Annotated in this window: 17 protein-coding genes; all 17 read left to right on the forward strand. The window is 40.7% G+C overall.

Features of this window, described 5'->3' with window-relative positions:
- The first annotated feature begins 192 nt into the window (after positions 1 to 192).
- The 17 genes from HYN49_RS07010 to HYN49_RS07090 all read left to right on the forward strand — a co-directional run bounded on the left by HYN49_RS07010 (position 193) and on the right by HYN49_RS07090 (position 17,995).
- Positions 193 to 1,017 (forward strand): polysaccharide deacetylase family protein, encoded by an 825-nt coding sequence (locus HYN49_RS07010; protein ID WP_181369009.1) that lies wholly within the window; start codon positions 193 to 195, stop codon positions 1,015 to 1,017.
- Entirely contained in the window at positions 1,014 to 2,741 is a 1,728-nt protein-coding gene (locus HYN49_RS07015) for an HAD-IIIC family phosphatase (RefSeq protein WP_108903454.1), read from the forward strand. Before HYN49_RS07010 ends, HYN49_RS07015 begins: the two co-directional genes overlap by 4 nt.
- A complete protein-coding gene (locus HYN49_RS07020) occupies positions 2,734 to 2,976 on the forward strand; it encodes an acyl carrier protein (RefSeq protein WP_108903455.1) in 243 nt (80 codons plus the stop codon). The genes HYN49_RS07015 and HYN49_RS07020 overlap by 8 nt, the downstream gene beginning before the upstream one ends.
- Positions 2,943 to 3,362: a VOC family protein gene (locus tag HYN49_RS07025; RefSeq protein WP_108903456.1), complete on the forward strand. Its 420-nt coding sequence runs from the start codon at positions 2,943 to 2,945 to the stop codon at positions 3,360 to 3,362. The genes HYN49_RS07020 and HYN49_RS07025 overlap by 34 nt, the downstream gene beginning before the upstream one ends.
- A 1-nt stretch (position 3,363) precedes the next feature.
- On the forward strand, positions 3,364 to 4,200 hold the full coding sequence (locus HYN49_RS07030; protein WP_108903457.1) for a hypothetical protein: 837 nt from the start codon (positions 3,364 to 3,366) through the stop codon (positions 4,198 to 4,200).
- 6 nt (positions 4,201 to 4,206) lie between these two features.
- Positions 4,207 to 5,592: a hypothetical protein gene (locus tag HYN49_RS07035; RefSeq protein ID WP_108903458.1), complete on the forward strand. Its 1,386-nt coding sequence runs from the start codon at positions 4,207 to 4,209 to the stop codon at positions 5,590 to 5,592.
- A gap of 71 nt (positions 5,593 to 5,663) precedes the next feature.
- Positions 5,664 to 6,647 carry a glycosyltransferase family 10 domain-containing protein gene (locus HYN49_RS07040; protein ID WP_108903459.1) on the forward strand — a complete coding sequence of 328 codons (984 nt, stop codon included), beginning with the start codon at positions 5,664 to 5,666 and terminating at the stop codon, positions 6,645 to 6,647.
- 7 nt (positions 6,648 to 6,654) lie between these two features.
- The gene (locus HYN49_RS07045) at positions 6,655 to 7,728 is read left to right on the forward strand and encodes a glycosyltransferase family 4 protein (protein ID WP_108903460.1); all 1,074 of its coding nucleotides are present in this window, start codon (positions 6,655 to 6,657) and stop codon (positions 7,726 to 7,728) included.
- Positions 7,725 to 8,867, forward strand: a complete 1,143-nt coding sequence (locus tag HYN49_RS07050; protein WP_108903461.1) for a glycosyltransferase family 4 protein — start codon at positions 7,725 to 7,727, stop codon at positions 8,865 to 8,867. Before HYN49_RS07045 ends, HYN49_RS07050 begins: the two co-directional genes overlap by 4 nt.
- Positions 8,864 to 9,667 carry an FkbM family methyltransferase gene (locus HYN49_RS07055; RefSeq protein WP_108903462.1) on the forward strand — a complete coding sequence of 268 codons (804 nt, stop codon included), beginning with the start codon at positions 8,864 to 8,866 and terminating at the stop codon, positions 9,665 to 9,667. The genes HYN49_RS07050 and HYN49_RS07055 overlap by 4 nt, the downstream gene beginning before the upstream one ends.
- Before the next feature lie 6 nt (positions 9,668 to 9,673).
- Positions 9,674 to 11,230: a glycosyltransferase family 2 protein gene (locus HYN49_RS07060; protein ID WP_108903463.1), complete on the forward strand. Its 1,557-nt coding sequence runs from the start codon at positions 9,674 to 9,676 to the stop codon at positions 11,228 to 11,230.
- A gap of 4 nt (positions 11,231 to 11,234) precedes the next feature.
- Entirely contained in the window at positions 11,235 to 12,245 is a 1,011-nt protein-coding gene (locus tag HYN49_RS07065; protein ID WP_108903464.1) for a glycosyltransferase family 2 protein, read from the forward strand.
- The gene (locus HYN49_RS07070) at positions 12,229 to 13,503 is read left to right on the forward strand and encodes a hypothetical protein (RefSeq protein ID WP_108903465.1); all 1,275 of its coding nucleotides are present in this window, start codon (positions 12,229 to 12,231) and stop codon (positions 13,501 to 13,503) included. Before HYN49_RS07065 ends, HYN49_RS07070 begins: the two co-directional genes overlap by 17 nt.
- Before the next feature lie 126 nt (positions 13,504 to 13,629).
- Complete coding sequence (locus HYN49_RS07075) at positions 13,630 to 14,436, forward strand: class I SAM-dependent methyltransferase (protein WP_108903466.1); 807 nt, start codon at positions 13,630 to 13,632, stop codon at positions 14,434 to 14,436.
- A gap of 7 nt (positions 14,437 to 14,443) precedes the next feature.
- Entirely contained in the window at positions 14,444 to 15,556 is a 1,113-nt protein-coding gene (locus tag HYN49_RS07080) for a glycosyltransferase (protein WP_108903467.1), read from the forward strand.
- 2 nt (positions 15,557 to 15,558) lie between these two features.
- A complete protein-coding gene (locus HYN49_RS07085; RefSeq protein ID WP_108903468.1) occupies positions 15,559 to 16,641 on the forward strand; it encodes a glycosyltransferase family 4 protein in 1,083 nt (360 codons plus the stop codon).
- Entirely contained in the window at positions 16,634 to 17,995 is a 1,362-nt protein-coding gene (locus tag HYN49_RS07090) for an O-antigen ligase family protein (protein WP_108903469.1), read from the forward strand. Before HYN49_RS07085 ends, HYN49_RS07090 begins: the two co-directional genes overlap by 8 nt.
- Positions 17,996 to 18,052 lie beyond the last annotated feature (57 nt).

The following is an 18,052-nucleotide window of genomic DNA, read 5'->3' on the forward strand; positions in this document are numbered from 1 at the left end:
GCCATATAACCCCCGGGTTTTTATCTTAGCCGGAATTATATTTTTATATTTGGCAATCCAAAACAACCCCATTGCCGCATGCTTACAGTAAGCAATTATCATTACATAAGAGATGATTTTTCTGCAAGGTATCCCAGTATATTCGGGATAACCCCCGATGCTTTCAGGAATCAGTTGTCCGCACTAAAAAACATGGGGTCATTTATCAGCCCCCATGCGTTGGCCGATAACGCTGAAGAAGTGCTTTTGTCGGATAAAAATTTTATCCTTATTACTTTCGATGACGGCTTGAAAGAACAGTATCAGTTTGCTGTTCCTATTCTCAAATCATTGCAGTTACAAGCGCTTTTTTTTATCAATTCCATCAATCATATCGAAAAGAAAATCAGCCAGGTCCATAAAATCCACTTGCTGAGGTCAGTAGTGTCCAGTAAAGAATTATATGCTGATCTGGTTGCATTTGCCAAAATTGATTTAGCGGATTCAGATAAGGAGAAAGCACAGCATTTCTATCGCTTTGATGACAAAAGTAGCGCTGAAGTGAAGTATTTACTGAATGTCATTCTTCCCACAGCAGTGCAAAAGGAATTTATAGATTTGAAATTCCGGCAAGAATTCGATGAAAATCAAGTGCTGGAAAATCTTTATATGTCTGAAGATGAAATAAAATCCCTGGCAAAAAACGGACAGATCGGAAGCCATACGCATTCGCATATTCCTTTGGGGATCCAGCCTGAGGAGATCATGTATTCGGAATTGCACACCAGCAAAAATTACCTCGAGCAATTATGCCAGGTTCCGCTGCATTCAGTTTCCTACCCGTATGGATCGGGAAATGCGGTATCTGAAAAAGTGGCGGCAATTGCTAAGGAAACCGGATATAAGCTTGGCTTTACCACCTTGCCTGGCAATAATACCTCAGGCAGTAATCCATTGCTGTTGAACAGGTTTGACACCAATGACCTTCCGGGCGGCAAAAATGAAATAATGGGCAGTGTAAATTCTGAAGCGAAATGAAACCGGATTACAAACATCTGAAAAGTAACCTTAAAAAAGATTTCACAGGATTTCCAATACGCCGGCTCGCAGTGCTGGGCGATTCACCAACCCAGTTGCTTGCCATCGCATTGAAAGGATACGGATATGAAAGTCGCGTAAATTATGATATTTTTGAAGCTGATTTTAACCAGATTGAAATGCAGGCGCTTCATCCGGCATCATCATTGTACCAATTCAATCCTGATGTCGTAGTTGTTTTTTTTTCCTCTGAAAGCCTTTTTTCATCTTATTGTAATCTGGAACCGGATTCGAAATCCGGCCTTGCGCAAAATTTTATCGAAAAGATATATAATATCACAGACACGATAACGGAACATTCCAATGCCACTGTGATTGTTGTCAATTTCTGCACGATCAATGACGGCATATTTGGCAATTACGCGAATAAAACCCAAAGTTCTTTTTTATTCCAGTTGCGTAAACTGAATTATGAATTGATGCTGGCGGCTACCGTACGGCCAAAACTGTTTATCGCCGATTTCGATTTACTGCAGTCAGCATATGGTTTCGATGCACGCCGGAAAGAATCCGTTTACATCAATACCGGGATCATTACCGATATCGATTTTACGCCGCATCTCGCTTCAAGCATCCATGATACCATTAACGCGATGTCAGGGAAATTCCGGAAATGTGTCATTCTTGATCTCGACAATACCTTATGGGGCGGTATCATTGGCGACGATGGCATCGTTAATATCCAGATTGGAAATCTGGGTATCGGCAAGGCATATTATCAATTGCAGCAATGGCTGAAGGAACTTTCGCGACGCGGAATTATTTTAGCAGTGTGCAGTAAAAATGATGAAACCATCGCGAAATCGGTTTTTACAGACCATCCGGAAATGGTGCTGAGGTTAAAAGATATTTCAGTTTTCATGGCAAATTGGGATAATAAGGCAGACAATATCAGGCAAATCCAAGCGGTACTGAATATTGGATTCGATTCGATGGTTTTTCTTGACGACAACCCTTTTGAAAGAAATCTGGTGGCAAAAGAATTGCCTGCTGTTCTGGTCCCTGGACTTCCGGAAGATCCGGCGCAATGGCTCCCATTTTTGCAAAGGATGAATCTTTTTGAAACCGTTTCTTATGACAAGCTTGATGCCGAAAGGACCTCAAAATACCAGGAAGAAGCCAAACGCGTAACCTCAAAATCAAAATTCACCGATGAGGACGATTACCTGAAAAGCCTGCAAATGGAAGCTGAAATCATGCCTTTTACCTCATTCAGCATCCCAAGGATGGCGCAGCTGTCGCAAAGGTCGAACCAATACAACCTTACGACAATCCGGTATGATGTACAGGATCTTGTAAAAATTACCGAAAACCCGGACTATGATACCTTATCAGTAAGCTTGAAGGATATTTACGGAGATTACGGGTTGGTGAGTATGGTTGTTTTAAAAAAGCAAAGTGGCACATTACGCATTGAAAGCTGGCTTATGAGCTGCCGGGTGATGAGCCGCGGTGTAGAAAAAATAGTAATGAATGAAATCGTCAGGCTTGCTGCCTCCCGGAAACTGGATGTCATCACAGGGGAATATATCCCTACTGAAAAGAATCACCTTGTCGCCGATCATTATAAAAAACTCGGTTTTTCAGGCTCAGATCAGCAATGGGAAATGAGGACGGCTCAATTTAAGGAACTAAAAACTTTTATATCACAAAAAGATGCATAACGAAATCTTACTGAAATTACAGGAAATTGTGCGTGAAGAACTCGATCAGCCGGAACTTGTAATCCACAATGATTTGCTGATTTCAGAAATTGAAGACTGGGATTCCATTTCAATTATTCAGATATTAGCGGCCGTAGAACGAGAATATTCTATTACTTTGCCTACTTTAGACATCCAGAATTGGAAAACCATAGGAGAATTATGCCAGTCGATCCACAATCAGCTAAAAACCTGAAATTCCACCATACAGGGCTTCTTGTAAAAGATATGGATGCTGCGGTTATTTACTACGGGAAGATTTTCGGTAAAGACGCTATTTCCGGGATTTTTGACATAAAAACCCAATCCGTAAAAGTGTGTTTTATCGAAAACGGTTCGGGTTCATTTCTGGAACTGGTGCAGCCGGCAGAGGGTAATAACAAGTTTGATGCCCTTTTTAAAAGGGGAATCCAATATTATCATATTGCTTTTACCACAAACAAATTCGATATGGAATTGCAATCGCTTACTAACGATGGATTTCGGCTTATTGAAATTTTTAATTCTGAAGCTTTCAATGGCAAACGTTGCGCCTTCCTGTATTCAGGGCAAATGCATTTGTTTGAACTTATAGAGGAATAATATGGAAATACGCATCGCCACATTAGATGATTGGGAAATGCTTTCTGTTTTCTATCATAAGATTTACAGGGAAAACCATCCGCTTCAGCATAAGGAATTCTGGAAATGGCAGTTCGGTAATCCAGAATATGGAAATGCCATTATCGCCATCAGCGACAATAAAATCGCAGCGCACCTCGGCGTGTCAATTGCTGACGGTTATGCCTGGCACATCAATCTTTTTGTGCTGGAAGAATGGCGAAATGTACCGGTCCTGCCGGCATTGATAAAAAAAGCGGATGCCTTCGGGAAACCCGGAAACCTTTCTGCAAACCGCGATGCTGTAAACTTATACCGGTCTTTGAAATGGTATCAGTATGCCAACCTGGAACGCAGGATTTGTGTAAGGCATGACCTTGCTGATGCCGCAATCCAAAACATCCTTTTACCCGTTTCCACTGACGAAAAAATACTTTCACCTGAAGGGCATTTTTGGCAACAGCCAGGGCTTGAACCGGCCATTTTTGAAGATGGGTCTACGGCAATATTGCAAAAAAATGTCGGAGGCGTGCGATTCGTTTCCATCAACGACATCAAAAAAGCTGCTGCACAATGTTTTGATATGGGATTCCACTGGTGTGACTATGTAACGTCATTCAACAACCCGATTTTAAGGAAATTGGAAAGGAATCATTGGAAAGACGAAACCGAACAGCAAATTCCATGGCTCCTGAACCCTGTGGTGCATCACAGCAAATCGAATCTTACTTTCCTTACGCAGGAACCAATACCAATAGATTTTTATATTAACAGGCTGCATTCCGACTTAGGCCGCATCGGATCATTACCAAAAGAATAGTTTAATATGGCAAAACTCGGAGTAGTTATAACGGATGGTGTGGGGTTCAGGAATTTTATCCTGACCGATTTTATAAAAGAAGCGAATAAAAATTTTAACCAAGTGGTCATTTATTCTTTCCTTCCGGCCGAAGCCTATAATGATTACAAACCTGACTGTAAGATTGTCGAAATGGACGTTTACAGCGAGTCATTTATCACCTGGTTTTTTCGGAAATCCAAAGAAGTGGCGCACCTGCGGCTGCATAAAAACGACAACTTCGGCATACTGGACAGTTACAATATCAACAGGTCAAAATCATGGAACACCCGTGGTTTGGCAACAAGATTCATTTTCGCTTTCACTGCTGTTTTTCATTCAGAAAGATGGATATTAAGATTCAATCGGCTGCAGCAACTTTCATTAAGCAAAAGCGAACTGTCACGCTCTTTTGATGAAAAAATCGATGAAGATAATATCGACCTGCTCTTTTTTACACACCAGCGACCGCCATTCATTGCACCGTTGATTTACCAGGCTGAAAGGAGAAAAATCAAAACGGCTTCTTTTATTTTCAGTTGGGATAACCTTGCTTCTAAAGGGCGTATGGCCGGAAACTTCGATTTTTACCTTGTCTGGAGCGATCTTATGAAAAGCGAACTGCTGCAGTTTTATAAATCTGTCAATGCGAAACAGATTGCTGTCGTTGGTACGCCGCAATTCGAACCCTATGTCATGGATAATTTCAATATGGAAAAGGAAGCGTTTTTTAAACTTTTCGGATTTGATGCAACTTTACCCGTAATCTGTTTCACCTGCAACGATTCAAGCAGTAAAAATGATCCGCTGTATATTGAAGATATTGCAGATGCCATTAAAGCAGGACAAATTAAAGCAAACCTCATGGTAAGGACATCTCCCGCAGACGTGCCCCGGAGATTTTTGTACCTTAAGGAACGTTACCCTTTTATATACTGGAATTTCCCTGATTGGGTGCTTACAAGGGATAAGCATGCGGAACTATGGTCACAAAGGGTGCCTTCATTTCATGATATTGTTTTATTGAAAGCTTTGTTGAAATACTCGGATGTAAGTGTCAATATATTGTCGACGATAATTTTAGATGCATTTTTATTCGATACACCCGCAATATGCCCAGTATATGGTGATGCGGAAAAAGGATATGGGACAATCGACAAGTTTTTGGATTACGGGCACCTCAGGAATGTGGTCAAAAGTAAAGCGGTCGCCATTCCCGCTACCCGCCAAGCATTCCTCAATGACATTGAAAACGCATTGCAAAATCCTGAATCCAGATTAAAAGAACAGCAGGATTTCGTAGCTTTTGAAATAGGAAAACCCATTCACCAAACAAGCGCCAGGATTGCTGAGGTGCTTTCCGGGTTGGTGTAAATTACTGAAAAACAATAGCCTTAAGGATAGTTTGATAACTTTTTTATCTTTGGCTTGAAAACAAAAAGACCATGATTGTAAAAATAGCAAGGTATTTCCCCTATCCCGATATTAAACGCCAAACGCCGTCATGCAGTTTTCAATGGAAGGATATCACTTTTACTGAAGAAGATGTCGAAGCATGCGATTACCTGGTGATATTGGATTCTCCAAAAAAGGACTTTAAAGTAAAGGTAAACAGGAATAATATCCTTCACTTCAGCCTTGAACCACCCAATGAGGTTTCGATGTACCGGCAATATGGAAACAGCCAGACCGCAATCATTTATAATCAGTTTGATACGAAAAAGAACAATGTGCTTTCTCATGGGGCATTACCGTGGCATGTGGACAAGGATTACGATTTTTTATCAGATTTAAAGCCCGATACCCTATCCAAAGACAATAATATCGTTTGGGTGACCAGCAATCAAAGATCGTCAGTTGGGCACATTAACCGAATGGATTTCCTGGAAAGCATACGGCCTTTGGAGTTCGTAAAACTTTACGGCCGCGGAATCAACCCTATTGATGATAAATGGGAAGTGCTGAGCAAATCCAAGTATGCCATTGCTTATGAAAATTATCAGAATGACTACAATTGGACTGAAAAAATCACGGATTGCTTTCTAAGTTATACCATGCCGCTGTATTTCGGGTGCAATCGTATTGAGAACTTCTTCCCGAAAAATTCCCTCATACAACTTGATCCAAAAGACAAACACGTGTCGTTATACCTTAAAGAGATTTCAAATTCTTCAAAATGGGAAGAGGGCCTTGAAGCCATTGCCGAAGCACGCAATTTAGCATTAAATGAATATCAGTTGTTTCCGTTTATTTACAGCCAGATTAAAGCAATCGAAGCTGCCACCGGTAGATATGCATCGCAACATAAGGAATGGGTACATTTTACAGGTGGCGATAAATACTTTGACAATTACCCAAACAGTGTCTACATCAAAAAGCAGGCAGCCAAACTTAAAAGGAAAATAATCGCGAAGATTTCAAAAAGCTGATTTCTATATGAATCGAGTATCCAATATCGCTGTCATTTGCAATTATAAACTGCTTCCGGAACGCATCGGCGGAATGGATTATTTTTTCTGGCTGTTTGATAAAAAATGCAAAGAGAATGGCATTGAGGTGGATTGGTTTTTTCCAAACATGGGAAGCCACGGCCATTATGGCAAACTGAATATTATAGCATCAGGAAATCACCCCGAAGTATTTTTTATAAAAGAGATAGAGCAAAATAATAAGCAATATTCGCACGTAATGATGCATTTTGTGGAGCTTTGTACGAAATCGTCGAAACGCATCAAAGAACTTACCCATGCAAAGATCATCGCGGTAGATCATAATCCCAGGCCTTTGGCGGGCTACCCATTCAAAAAAAAGCTGGAAAAAAAAGTGAAGGGATTGCTGTATTCAAGATACACCGATGTGTTTGTAGCCGTTTCTGAACAGACCAGAAAAGACCTTATTTTTGATTTTGGGCGCTTCATAACTTCAAAAAGCATCATTATTTTCAATGGGCTCAATCCTGAAAATTTCCGAAAGAAAACCGATTTCAACTATAAGGGAAAATTCATTACAGCATCGCACCTGCGTGAAAGTAAAGGGATTCAGGACCTTATTTCAGCCGTCGCAAATTTACCGGAAAAGCCGGATTTTAAAATTGATATTTACGGTGCAGGTCCTTATGAACAGCAGCTGCGGGAAATGGTGGATCAACTTTCGGTAAACGCATTTTTTGATTTCAGGGGAAGTGTATCGAATCTCCATGAAATTTATGCTGATTACGACTATCTCATCCATCCGTCCCATGCCGAAACTTTTTGCTACACTGTCGTGGAAAGCCTCATGAGCAACTTGCCTGTAATCACCACCATAGGCCAGGGGAATGTTTTGAACCTGGTCGAAGCGGATGTCAATGGTTTTTTATACAACCCCGGGGATACTGCCGGTTTGGAAATGATTTTGTCAGATATTGTCCTGCAGCGAAAATCCATTAAAAACGGGTTAGCGAAAAATCCACGAACAAATGCATTGACATTGGATTTCATGGTCGAAAATTATGTTAAATTGCTCTCATGAAAATGGCATTCCTGACACCTGAATACCCCCATCCGAAATTCGGAAGGTCCGGCGGCATCGGGACCGGTATCAAAAATCTGGCACATGCACTGGTTGAAGACGGGCATCAGGCGGTCGTACTGGTTTACGGGCAGGAAAGGGATGCGTTTTTTGAAGAAAATGGCATACAGTTTCACTGCATTAAAAATGTAAAGCTGAAAGGGATTTCATGGCTGCTGACCAGGAAGAAGATACAGAAACTGATTAATAGACTTTACAACGATAAGAAAATAGATGTTGTTGAAGCGCCAGATTGGACCGGCATTACTTCGTTTATTAGGACACGTTGCCCGATTATCATCCGGCAGAATGGTTCTGATACTTATTTTTGCCATCTTGACGGCCGGAAAGTGAAATTTATGAATCGCTTTCACGAGAAGAAAGCACTTCAAAATGCAGACGGTGTCATTGCTGTAAGTCAGTTTACAGGCGATCTTACCAATAAAATTTTTGGGATTAATTTAAATTTTACGGTTATTCCTAATGGTATTGATTCCCATTATTTCGATGCTTCAGCAAAAGGGAATTCCTCAAAAGATATCTTATATTTCGGAACGATCATAAGAAAAAAAGGATTGTTGGAACTGCCGCTAATATTCAATAAAGTCATCGAAGAAATTCCTGACGCAGGATTGATTATCATAGGGCAGGACGCTCCCGATATGATATCGGGCAATGCTTCAACATGGACAATGATGCAGGATCTTTTTTCAGAAAAGGCGCTGCAAAATACGGTCTACCATGGTCCAAAGCCTTACATGCAAATCCGTTCTTATATCGAAAATGCGGCTGTGTGTGTTTTTCCATCTTTCGCGGAAGCGCTGCCCTTATCATGGCTCGAAGCGATGGCTATGGGAAAGGCGATTGTCGCATCGGATATTGGCTGGGCCACGGAAATGATTGTCGATGGGACTGATGGTTTTTTAGTAGATCCGTCAAATCACATGATGTATGCTGAGAAGATCATTGCTATTTTACAAGATAAAAAACTGCAACATGATTTAGGGATGAATGCCCGCGAGAAGGTGCAAAAATGTTTTGATTCAAAGGTCGTGCTTCAGCAAAATATTCTTTATTATGAAAAATTCAGAGCAGAATGAATAAAAAAGTTAAGAAAATTATCAGTTTTTTTTTCCCGAAAGGCATACTGAAAGACAAAATCAAACTGTTTTTTTACAACGCCCTGAAGCCTAAAAACATCAGTTTTGGTTTAAAAACAGGTTTGCCGGGAACCATTTACAGGACAACCTATAAAGATATTACGCTTTTTACACATGAAGCGTTATACCACATCGCCGATGATTTTAACTATTACCAACATTTTTACAATGTAAAGGATGGTGATGTTGTGATTGATGCCGGAGCAAACTGCGGGCATCTTACTGTCCTTTTTTCAGCCTATGCGGGACAAAACGGAAAAGTTTACGCTTTTGAGCCTGACAGCATCAATATCAAAAGGATATCCGAGAATATGGCCTTGAACGAGAATTTTCCCAAAAACATCAGGATTGAAGAGTTGCTGTTGTGGAACGAAAACAAAAAGATTGGGTTTTATGAAGCCGGTACCGTAGCATCATCGGCAATTTATGTCCCTGATGACGCAAAATGCGTCCAAAAAGACGCGGTTACCATCGATTCATGGTGCGAAACCAACAATATCGGGCGCCTGGATTTCATTAAAATGGATATCGAAGGTGCAGAGATTGAAGCGCTCGATGGGTGTAAGAAAACAATTGCGGAATTGTCGCCGAATTTTGCCATTGCATCATACCATATGGTCAATGGGGAAATGACTTATATTAAAGTGGAAGATTTTTTCAGGCGTTTGGATTATCCTTTTAAAACAGTAAGGTTCAGGGGCAACGAAATCATTACGTTTGCAGGACCTGCTATAAAATAAAGATATTTGATAGTCATTTACCATAGTAATGATCGGGCGGAAGCGTGTTTTGCCAATGGGGCCAAAATAGATATTGGCGTGGATCAGCCTGTGGTTAAATGCATTTTTGACCTGGCAAAGCAGTACCCGGATGAGATCCTGGCGTGGTGTAATTCCGGATTGAAAGACCATTTCAATACACAGGATATTGAAAGTTTTTTGTCTGCAAAAAACAAGCTCATTTCCTGCAATCCCGGAACGGATTTTTATTTAGGCAACCGTATAGGCTATGTGGAGGAATCGCCTTTTATCAACGTCAAAAAGGATGTCGTTTATCCCACCTGGCTGATGTCGGGCGACGCGGGTGCGGCTCATGCTGGTGTTTTTAACAGTGTCAGGAAATACAGTTCCTTACAAGAAGGATTGGATTATTTTCTGAATTCTACTGCCAAAAGATTTATGCCATCCGGGTTGTTATGTTATGCTGAACCCGGACTTTTGAAGTACAAAAACACTACAGGTTCCGTGGCTTCCGGGAATTCGGAACTTTTCCGATTCGTAAGTCAGCATTACAAAAAGCAATGGGTGATCTTATTATTTTTAAATATTTGGATCTATGAAAGGAAGTTGCCCGTCCTTGCTTTCTTAAAATCTTTGTTATACAGGAAAAAAAGGGTAACGGACATTCATTTTGACAATTCAAAAACCAGCAGTAAAATCGCACCGGAAAGTGCCTGTATCGATGTCATCATCCCGACGATTGGCAGGAAAGATCATGTGTATGATATCTTGAAAGATCTTTCCATTCAAAGTAAAATGCCTGCGAAAGTAATTGTTATCGAGCAAAATCCGGATGTTGAAAGCCATTCCGAACTGGATTTTATTGCGAACGAAGCCTGGCCTTTCCCCATCAAGCATATATTTACGCATCAATCCGGAGCCTGCAATGCGCGAAATATTGCTTTGGAGCATGTCGATGCAGATCTGGTGTTTTTTGCAGATGACGATATCCGGATTGAAAGCGATTTTATGAGTGACGTTTTAAAAAAAATGCTGCATTCCGAGGCCCAAGCGGTATCGGTAAACTGCCTGCTTAAAGGACAGGTTTCAACTTACAGGCATATTTTTCAGTGGCATAGTTTCGGGTCGGGCTGCAGTTTTGTTTTTAGTCGATTTTTAAAAGGCCTTCAATTTAATCCTGGATATGAATTCGGTTTTGGCGAAGATGCGGATTTTGGGATGCAATTGCGAAACTCAGGCTGCGATATCCTGTTTTTTCCAACACCGGATATCCTGCATTTAAAGGCTCCGGCTGGAGGATTCAGGATTAAGAAACGTTTGGCATGGCATGCTGATGAAATTCAACCCAAACCTTCGCCAACAATCATGCTGCATATGCTTTTGCATTATACACCACAACAGCAAAGAAGTTACAAGACGACATTATTTTTCAAATATTACCGTATTCAGCGTATAAAAAATCCGTGGGCATATTACCGCAGGTTTCAAAAACAATGGGACAGCAGTGTTTTTTGGGCTGAAGAATTGAAGAAAAACCCGGAGCTGAACCGGTTAAACAATTAAATACATGAAGTTTACGCTTATCATATGCACATACATGCGTCCTGGTCCTTTACTGACATTATTGGAATCGGTTCAAAATCAAAGCGTCCATCCTGATGAAATCCTTGTTATTGACGGCTCGGGCAATAATGAGACGCAGCAGGCAATTGCCAAAAATACTTTCAAAAACCTTCGTTACTTTTTAGTGCCGGCCGAGCATCGGGGTTTGACCAGGCAAAGGAATTTTGGCATAAGCCTGACCCATCCTGAACATGAATTTATAGCTTTTCTTGACGATGATACCGTTTTGATGCCTGATTATTTTGAACACCTGAGGAATACCTTTGCGCAAAATCCGGACATTACCGGCGTAGGGGGGATAGCGGTAAACGAAAACAGGTGGGAGTTGCAGCAGCCAGGAATATTGTATAATCCTAAAAAGAGCTATAGTTTTGATGGGTATGTTTATAAAGAATCTCAGCGTAACATCGTCAGGAATTATTTGGGATTGCAAAGTGATTTGGGGCCCGGAATGCTGCCGGATTTTTTTCATGGCAGAACCTGCGGATTTCCGTTGACGGGCAAAATTTATGATGCACACCTTTTAATCGGACTGTCGTTTGCGTTCCGCCGCATTGTTTTTGAAAATATCAGTTTTTCAAAATATTTTGAAGGTTACGGACTTTATGAGGATGCAGATTTTTGTATCAGGGCGTTGCAATTCGGACGCAATGTCATTAATACCAAGGTGCAGCTCAATCATTTTCACAATCCATCCGGACGACCCAATCATTACAGGTATGGGAAAATGGTAGTGCGAAACGGATGGTATGTGTGGCGTGTAAAAAATCCCAATCCTTCGTTCCGGACCAGGATAAAATGGAATGTAATCACACTACTTTTAGCATTGATCAGATGTAGCAACATACTCAATACAAAAGAAACGAAAGCTGCATTTCAGGAATCAATGGGCAGGTTTTCAGGCTGGTTGATTTTAATATTCAATAAACCAATTCATTATGATGGCAAAAATTAATACGAAATTATTCCCGCTGTTGAATGTGCTTTTTCTCTTGGCCAACTTGGGTTTGCAATTTGTAAATTTTAAATTCTTTTTTTTAAATCCACTATCAAATGCTGATGAAGGGGGATACTTAAGACAGGTTTCACAAGGAAATGTATCATGGTCGTATATCTCAGGTTCTTTCAGCCAGCCATATACATTTTTGGGTTGCATACTGGATTTCTTCATTAAAGACGCGGCTTTGAGCAACAGGATTGTGAGCCTCATCTTTGGAATGGCTTTAGTACTATTCTTATTTTTTTATTTCAGAAAGCATAAATCGACAATATTTACTGAAAACCCTAAATTTTGGAATGATTTTGCCCTCTTTAATATATTCTTTGCGGTGGTAACGATCATCCGCGGGCATTTTCAAGGGACACCGGACATGACTTCAACTTTTTTCACCGTCATAGGGTTTATAATGTTGATCGAGATTATATTCAATCACGCACGCGATAAAAAAGTATGGCTTATCGGGCTGTTTTTTGCATTAGCATTTACAGCAAGACCTACTTTTCTGGTCATGATGGTAGCTTTTTTATTGACATTATTATTGTTTTACAGAAAAGCATTAATCGGAAAACCATTGCTTCTAACGGGAGTTTTTTTTGCAGCATTTACCGCAGCAATCAATTTATATCCAATAACCGAAAAAGGGAATATTGTATTGGATGTCAAAGAAATTCCGGAAAGTGTAGGTACCAATTGGTTTGAAATGAATTATCTCATGGCAAAAAAGTGGGATGCAGGCGAAATCCCACGTACACAATGGTTGTCTTCTGCGGAGGTCATGAATTTCAAAAAAATGAATCCTGATCATGTATTTCCAAAAAATCATTTTGATTTGCTGATAAGGGAACCTGGATTATATTCAAGACAAATGCTGAGAATGGGAAGTATTTCAATTTATTCCTCGTTCAGATATTTATACTTGTTCTTTCCGTTTTTGCTCCTATTGCCATTCGTAAGAAAAAAATATTCCGATCAAGACTATCGAAGGAAAGCGGGATTTATAATATGCTTCTATTTTTCAGCTTTATTCATATATATGTTCTTTGCGGTTAAGTTAATGGAATTCAGATGGATGCACGCCATGTTGGCTGTATACATATTTTATGCGCTGGACTTTCTGAAATACGTTCCGCAAAAGCAGAGGTTGTTGCTATTCAATGGTACATTTGTACTCGGTATCCTTTTTTGTATCGTAGCTGCTTTTCGCGGAGTTTAGATTGACAGGTCCAATCAAATGAGGCATAAAATTGCCAATTGTTGAATTTAACGATATATTTACCATCCTTAATAAGGTGTATAATCCGCAGCATGAATATTAGTAATAACGCTGTATCACAACAAGATGAAAACAACTTCCGAAATCCTTGAAATCAATAAAAAGCAGAAAGATTTTTACAATAATGTGAAGCAGAATTTCCTGACACGCATGTGGGCAGGTTTCCGAAACGGGCTGCTTAATAAAATCAGGAAAAATATCGGCGTACAGGACCAGGTTTATGGCCTGCATAAAGTCTGGTTTGGCGATTTGTCGCAAAAAAAGGTACTCGACCTGGGATGCTTTTCCGGTAACAATCTCTCTACATTTCTCGCAAAAAACTCGAAAAGCTATACAGGGATCGACCTGAGCGATCAGGCAATTGAGCGATTGAAGGAAAAAATCCAGTCGTTTCCTGGTGCAAAGGCTGAGGCAGTAGACTTTCTTTCGGAAGAATTCAGCGAAAAGGATTTTGACTTGATCTATGCCTATGGTGTGTTGCATCACTTCCCTAGCATTGATATCCTGATAAGCAGGCTGAATGAGAAATTAAGTGCAAAAGGGCAGATCATCAGCTACGACCCACTACAAACCAGCAAACCGATTTGGATCCTCAGGACATTATACAGGCCATTTCAGTCAGATGCCGATTGGGAATGGCCATTTACAAAAAAGGTATATTACAAGTTGAGTAAGGAATTTAATATCGTGGAAAGGCACGGTATCTTAGGGAAGTCAAAATGGATCACGCTTTTGAACATCCTCCCGATCGGCAGCGCCAGAAAAGTAAACATTGGTCAAAAATGGCATCAACAGGATTGGGAAAATTCGGAAAGAAATGATGCAGTATTGTTCCGCTGTATGCATTTGACGATGTTGATGCAGAAGAAATAACAATTTCATGAAGTTTTTAATCGTTTCCCATGTACCGCATAAATATGTCAACGGACAATACTATGGTTATGCACCGTATGTGCGTGAAATGAATATCTGGCTCAAGTATGTCGATAAACTAATTGTCATCGCACCCTTGTCCAGTGAGCCGCTAACGGCCGTAGACCAAAATTATGACCACAGCGATATTTGCTTTAAAGCCGTTCCGTCATTCAATTTACTCGGATTGACATCGATTTTGAACGCATTGATCTCAATGCCCAAAATTACATTCAGGATGTTTTTTGCAATGCGTCGTGCCGATCATATACACCTTAGGTGTCCCGGAAATATGGGGCTCATCGGTTGTTTGGTTCAGATTTTATTTCCATTAAAGAAGAAAACAGCCAAATATGCGGGAAACTGGGATCCTGATTCCCGGCAGCCTTGGAGTTACAAATTGCAGCGCCGGATTCTCAACAATACTTTCCTGACCAGGAATATCAAGGTTTTGGTTTATGGCGAATGGCCCGATTCGGGTAAAAATATCAAGCCTTTCTTTACGGCTACTTATAGTGAAAATGAAGTCAAGCCACTGCATCAGGAGACGGTAAATATCTTAAAGTTTGTATTTGCCGGGGGACTGGTTTCAGGGAAAAATCCCAAATATGCCGTAAATTTGGTAAAGATACTTCATGAACAGGGCAAACAGGTCAGGCTCGATTTATACGGCGATGGCCCTTTATATCAACCTATAAGTGAATTTATTACAGCCAACAGGCTCGAAAACCAGATTAAGCTGCATGGCAATCAAAGTAAGGAAATTTTGAAAGAGGCGTTTATACAGGCACAATTTGTAATACTGCCTTCCGATAGTGAAGGTTGGCCTAAAGCCGTTGCTGAGGGAATGTTTTGGGGATGTGTGCCACTTGCGACCAGCGTTTCCTGTGTTCCAATGATGCTCGGGCATGGGAAACGTGGCCTGTTGCTTTCCATGGATTTAATAAAAGATGGTCAATCTGTAACGGCATTGTTGGACAATCCTGACAATTTTATTGGCAAAGGTGTGGACGCAGCGGCCTGGTCCAGACAATTTACTACTGAAGTTTTTGAAACTGAAATAAAAAAGCTGCTGCAATAATCATGAGAATACTACAGGTAATAGATTCGCTCGAGGCTGGAGGTGCTGAAATGATGGCGGTGAATTATGCCAACGCGCTATCGTCAAAATTGGATTTTTCCGGAATTGTGGCCACCCGCAGGGAAGGAAGCCTTAAAGCGCACTTAAATCCCAATATGCCTTATCTTTTTCTTAATAGGAAGCGTACGTTTGATTTCAAGGCTGTATGGAAGCTAAAAAAATTCTGTGAGTCGCACCAGGTGGAGTTCCTTCATGCCCACAGTAGCTCGTATGCGATTGCCTGCATGGTTAAAATGATTCATCCCCGCATCAAGATCATATGGCACGACCATGATGGCATGAGTGAATTCCTGGACCAACGAAAGGCAGGTATGCTCAGGATTGCGTCAATTTTTTTTTCCGGCATCATCACCGTTAATGAACTATTGAAAACCTGGGATGCGGCCCATCTTTATTGTAAAAATGTAATTTACCTTCCTAATTTTTTCAGGCCGCAGGAACCTACCGGGAAGTTTACGATCCTGAAAGGAATTGAAGGGAAAAGGATCCTCTGCCTTGCTAACTTACGGCCGCAGAAAAATCACCAGATGCTCATTGAGGTAGCATTGCTGCTAAGAAGCCAGCTTCCGGAATGGAGTTTTCATCTGGTGGGAAAAGATTTTGAAGATCATTATTCTGATGCCATAAAACGAATGGTTGCTACCCATAACCTTTCTGAACAGGTGTACCTTTATGGTTCAATACACGATGTCAGCCATGTTATTGGACAATCGGAAATTTGCATACTGACTTCCTCATCGGAAGGGCTGCCTGTATCGTTATTGGAATATGGCTTTGCAAAAAAAGCGGTTGTAGTTACAAATGTTGGGGAAATCAAAGCAATTGTGGTTAATGATTATTCAGGGTTTATCATAAAACCCGATGATGTCGCAGGTTTTGTAGAGGCAATCAAAGCGTTGGCCGGGAATCAAGCCCTGCGACTGAAATTTGGTGAAAACCTCCATGCCACTGTGCAGGAGAAGCATTCGGATGATACGGTAATCCAGTCCTACATTGACTGGTTAAAAAATATTTGCAATGAATGAAAAAACAATCCGCTACGTTCCGCTCCTCTTAATTCATGTAGCCATTGCCATTATAGTATTTTTGCTTCCTTTCCTCGCAAAGGTATTGTCATTATTTGTCCTTTTTTGGGGAATAATTTATGTAGTGAAGAAGCGGAATAAGGGAAATGAAGTCCTAATAGTAGCAGCATACATCACTGGGCTTGAGGTTTTTTTACGATGTACAGATGGTTTGATTATATACGAATTTGCGAAATATGGTGTGTCATTGATGATTTTCATCGGGATGTTTTACAGTGGTTTTTCAAAGAATGCGATTCCATATTGGATTTATCTACTTTTGCTAATCCCAAGTGTTATCATTGCCGCCTTCGTTTTGAATTCCTCTATGGAAGACAGGAAAATCATTTCGTTCGTAATTTCAGGACCATTATGCCTCGGTGTTTGTTCATTGTACACTTATAAGCGTATGATAACATATGAGCAGATGCATAAAATCCTGCTGGCCTTAGGGATGCCCATCATATGCCTTACGGTTTACCTCTTTCTTTATAACCCAAGTGTCAGGGATGTGATTACGGGTACCGACTCCAATGCTATGACTTCAGGCGGATTCGGGCCTAATCAGGTATCAACAGCATTGGGAATAGGGATTTTTATTTTTGTCCTCAGGGCTATCCTGCAGTCAAAAACCAACTTTATGGTACTCATAAATATTTTGATAGCCTGCACAATTGCCTTCAGGGGAATCGTGACATTTTCAAGAGGAGGCGTAATTACCGCCATTGCTATGATTGTGTTATTAATTTTCGGCGTTTATTCTCGAAGTAAGGGTAAGGCTAAGGTTAAAATGCATTATTTCATAGTAGGTACCCTGGTATGCGCTTTTTTAATTTGGACATATAGTATTTCCCAGACAAATGGTCTCATAGAAAACCGTTACGCCAATAAAGATGCGGCAGGGAGGGTAAAGGAAAGTAAATTCACAGGCCGCGAAGATTTGGCCAAGACAGAATTAAATGCATTTTACGAAAACCCAATCCTGGGGGTTGGTGTAGGGAAATCCATAGAAATCCGGGAAGCTGAAACAGGAATAAATGCCGCCTCACACAATGAAATTACGAGATTATTGGCTGAACACGGATCACTGGGGATTTTGATGTTACTGATACTCTTTGTCACACCTATAATTCTTCATCTGGACAATCGGGCGAATTTTTTCATGTTCCCTATTCTTTTTTTCTGGCTCCTTACCATAAACCATGCGGCGATGCGGATAGCCGCCCCTGCCTTTGTATATTCACTCTCATTGCTCAAGGTCGAAATGGGTTATTCTCCACGGAAAAAACCAAGAGCAGTTAAACACTTAAGATAGCAGTCGTTCATAACGTGTTAGTAAAAGCCGCTAAGTTTAAACGTAAGCTTAAATCTT

The organism is Flavobacterium pallidum, from assembly GCF_003097535.1.
In the GTDB taxonomy this organism is placed as follows: Bacteria; Bacteroidota; Bacteroidia; order Flavobacteriales; family Flavobacteriaceae; genus Flavobacterium; species Flavobacterium pallidum.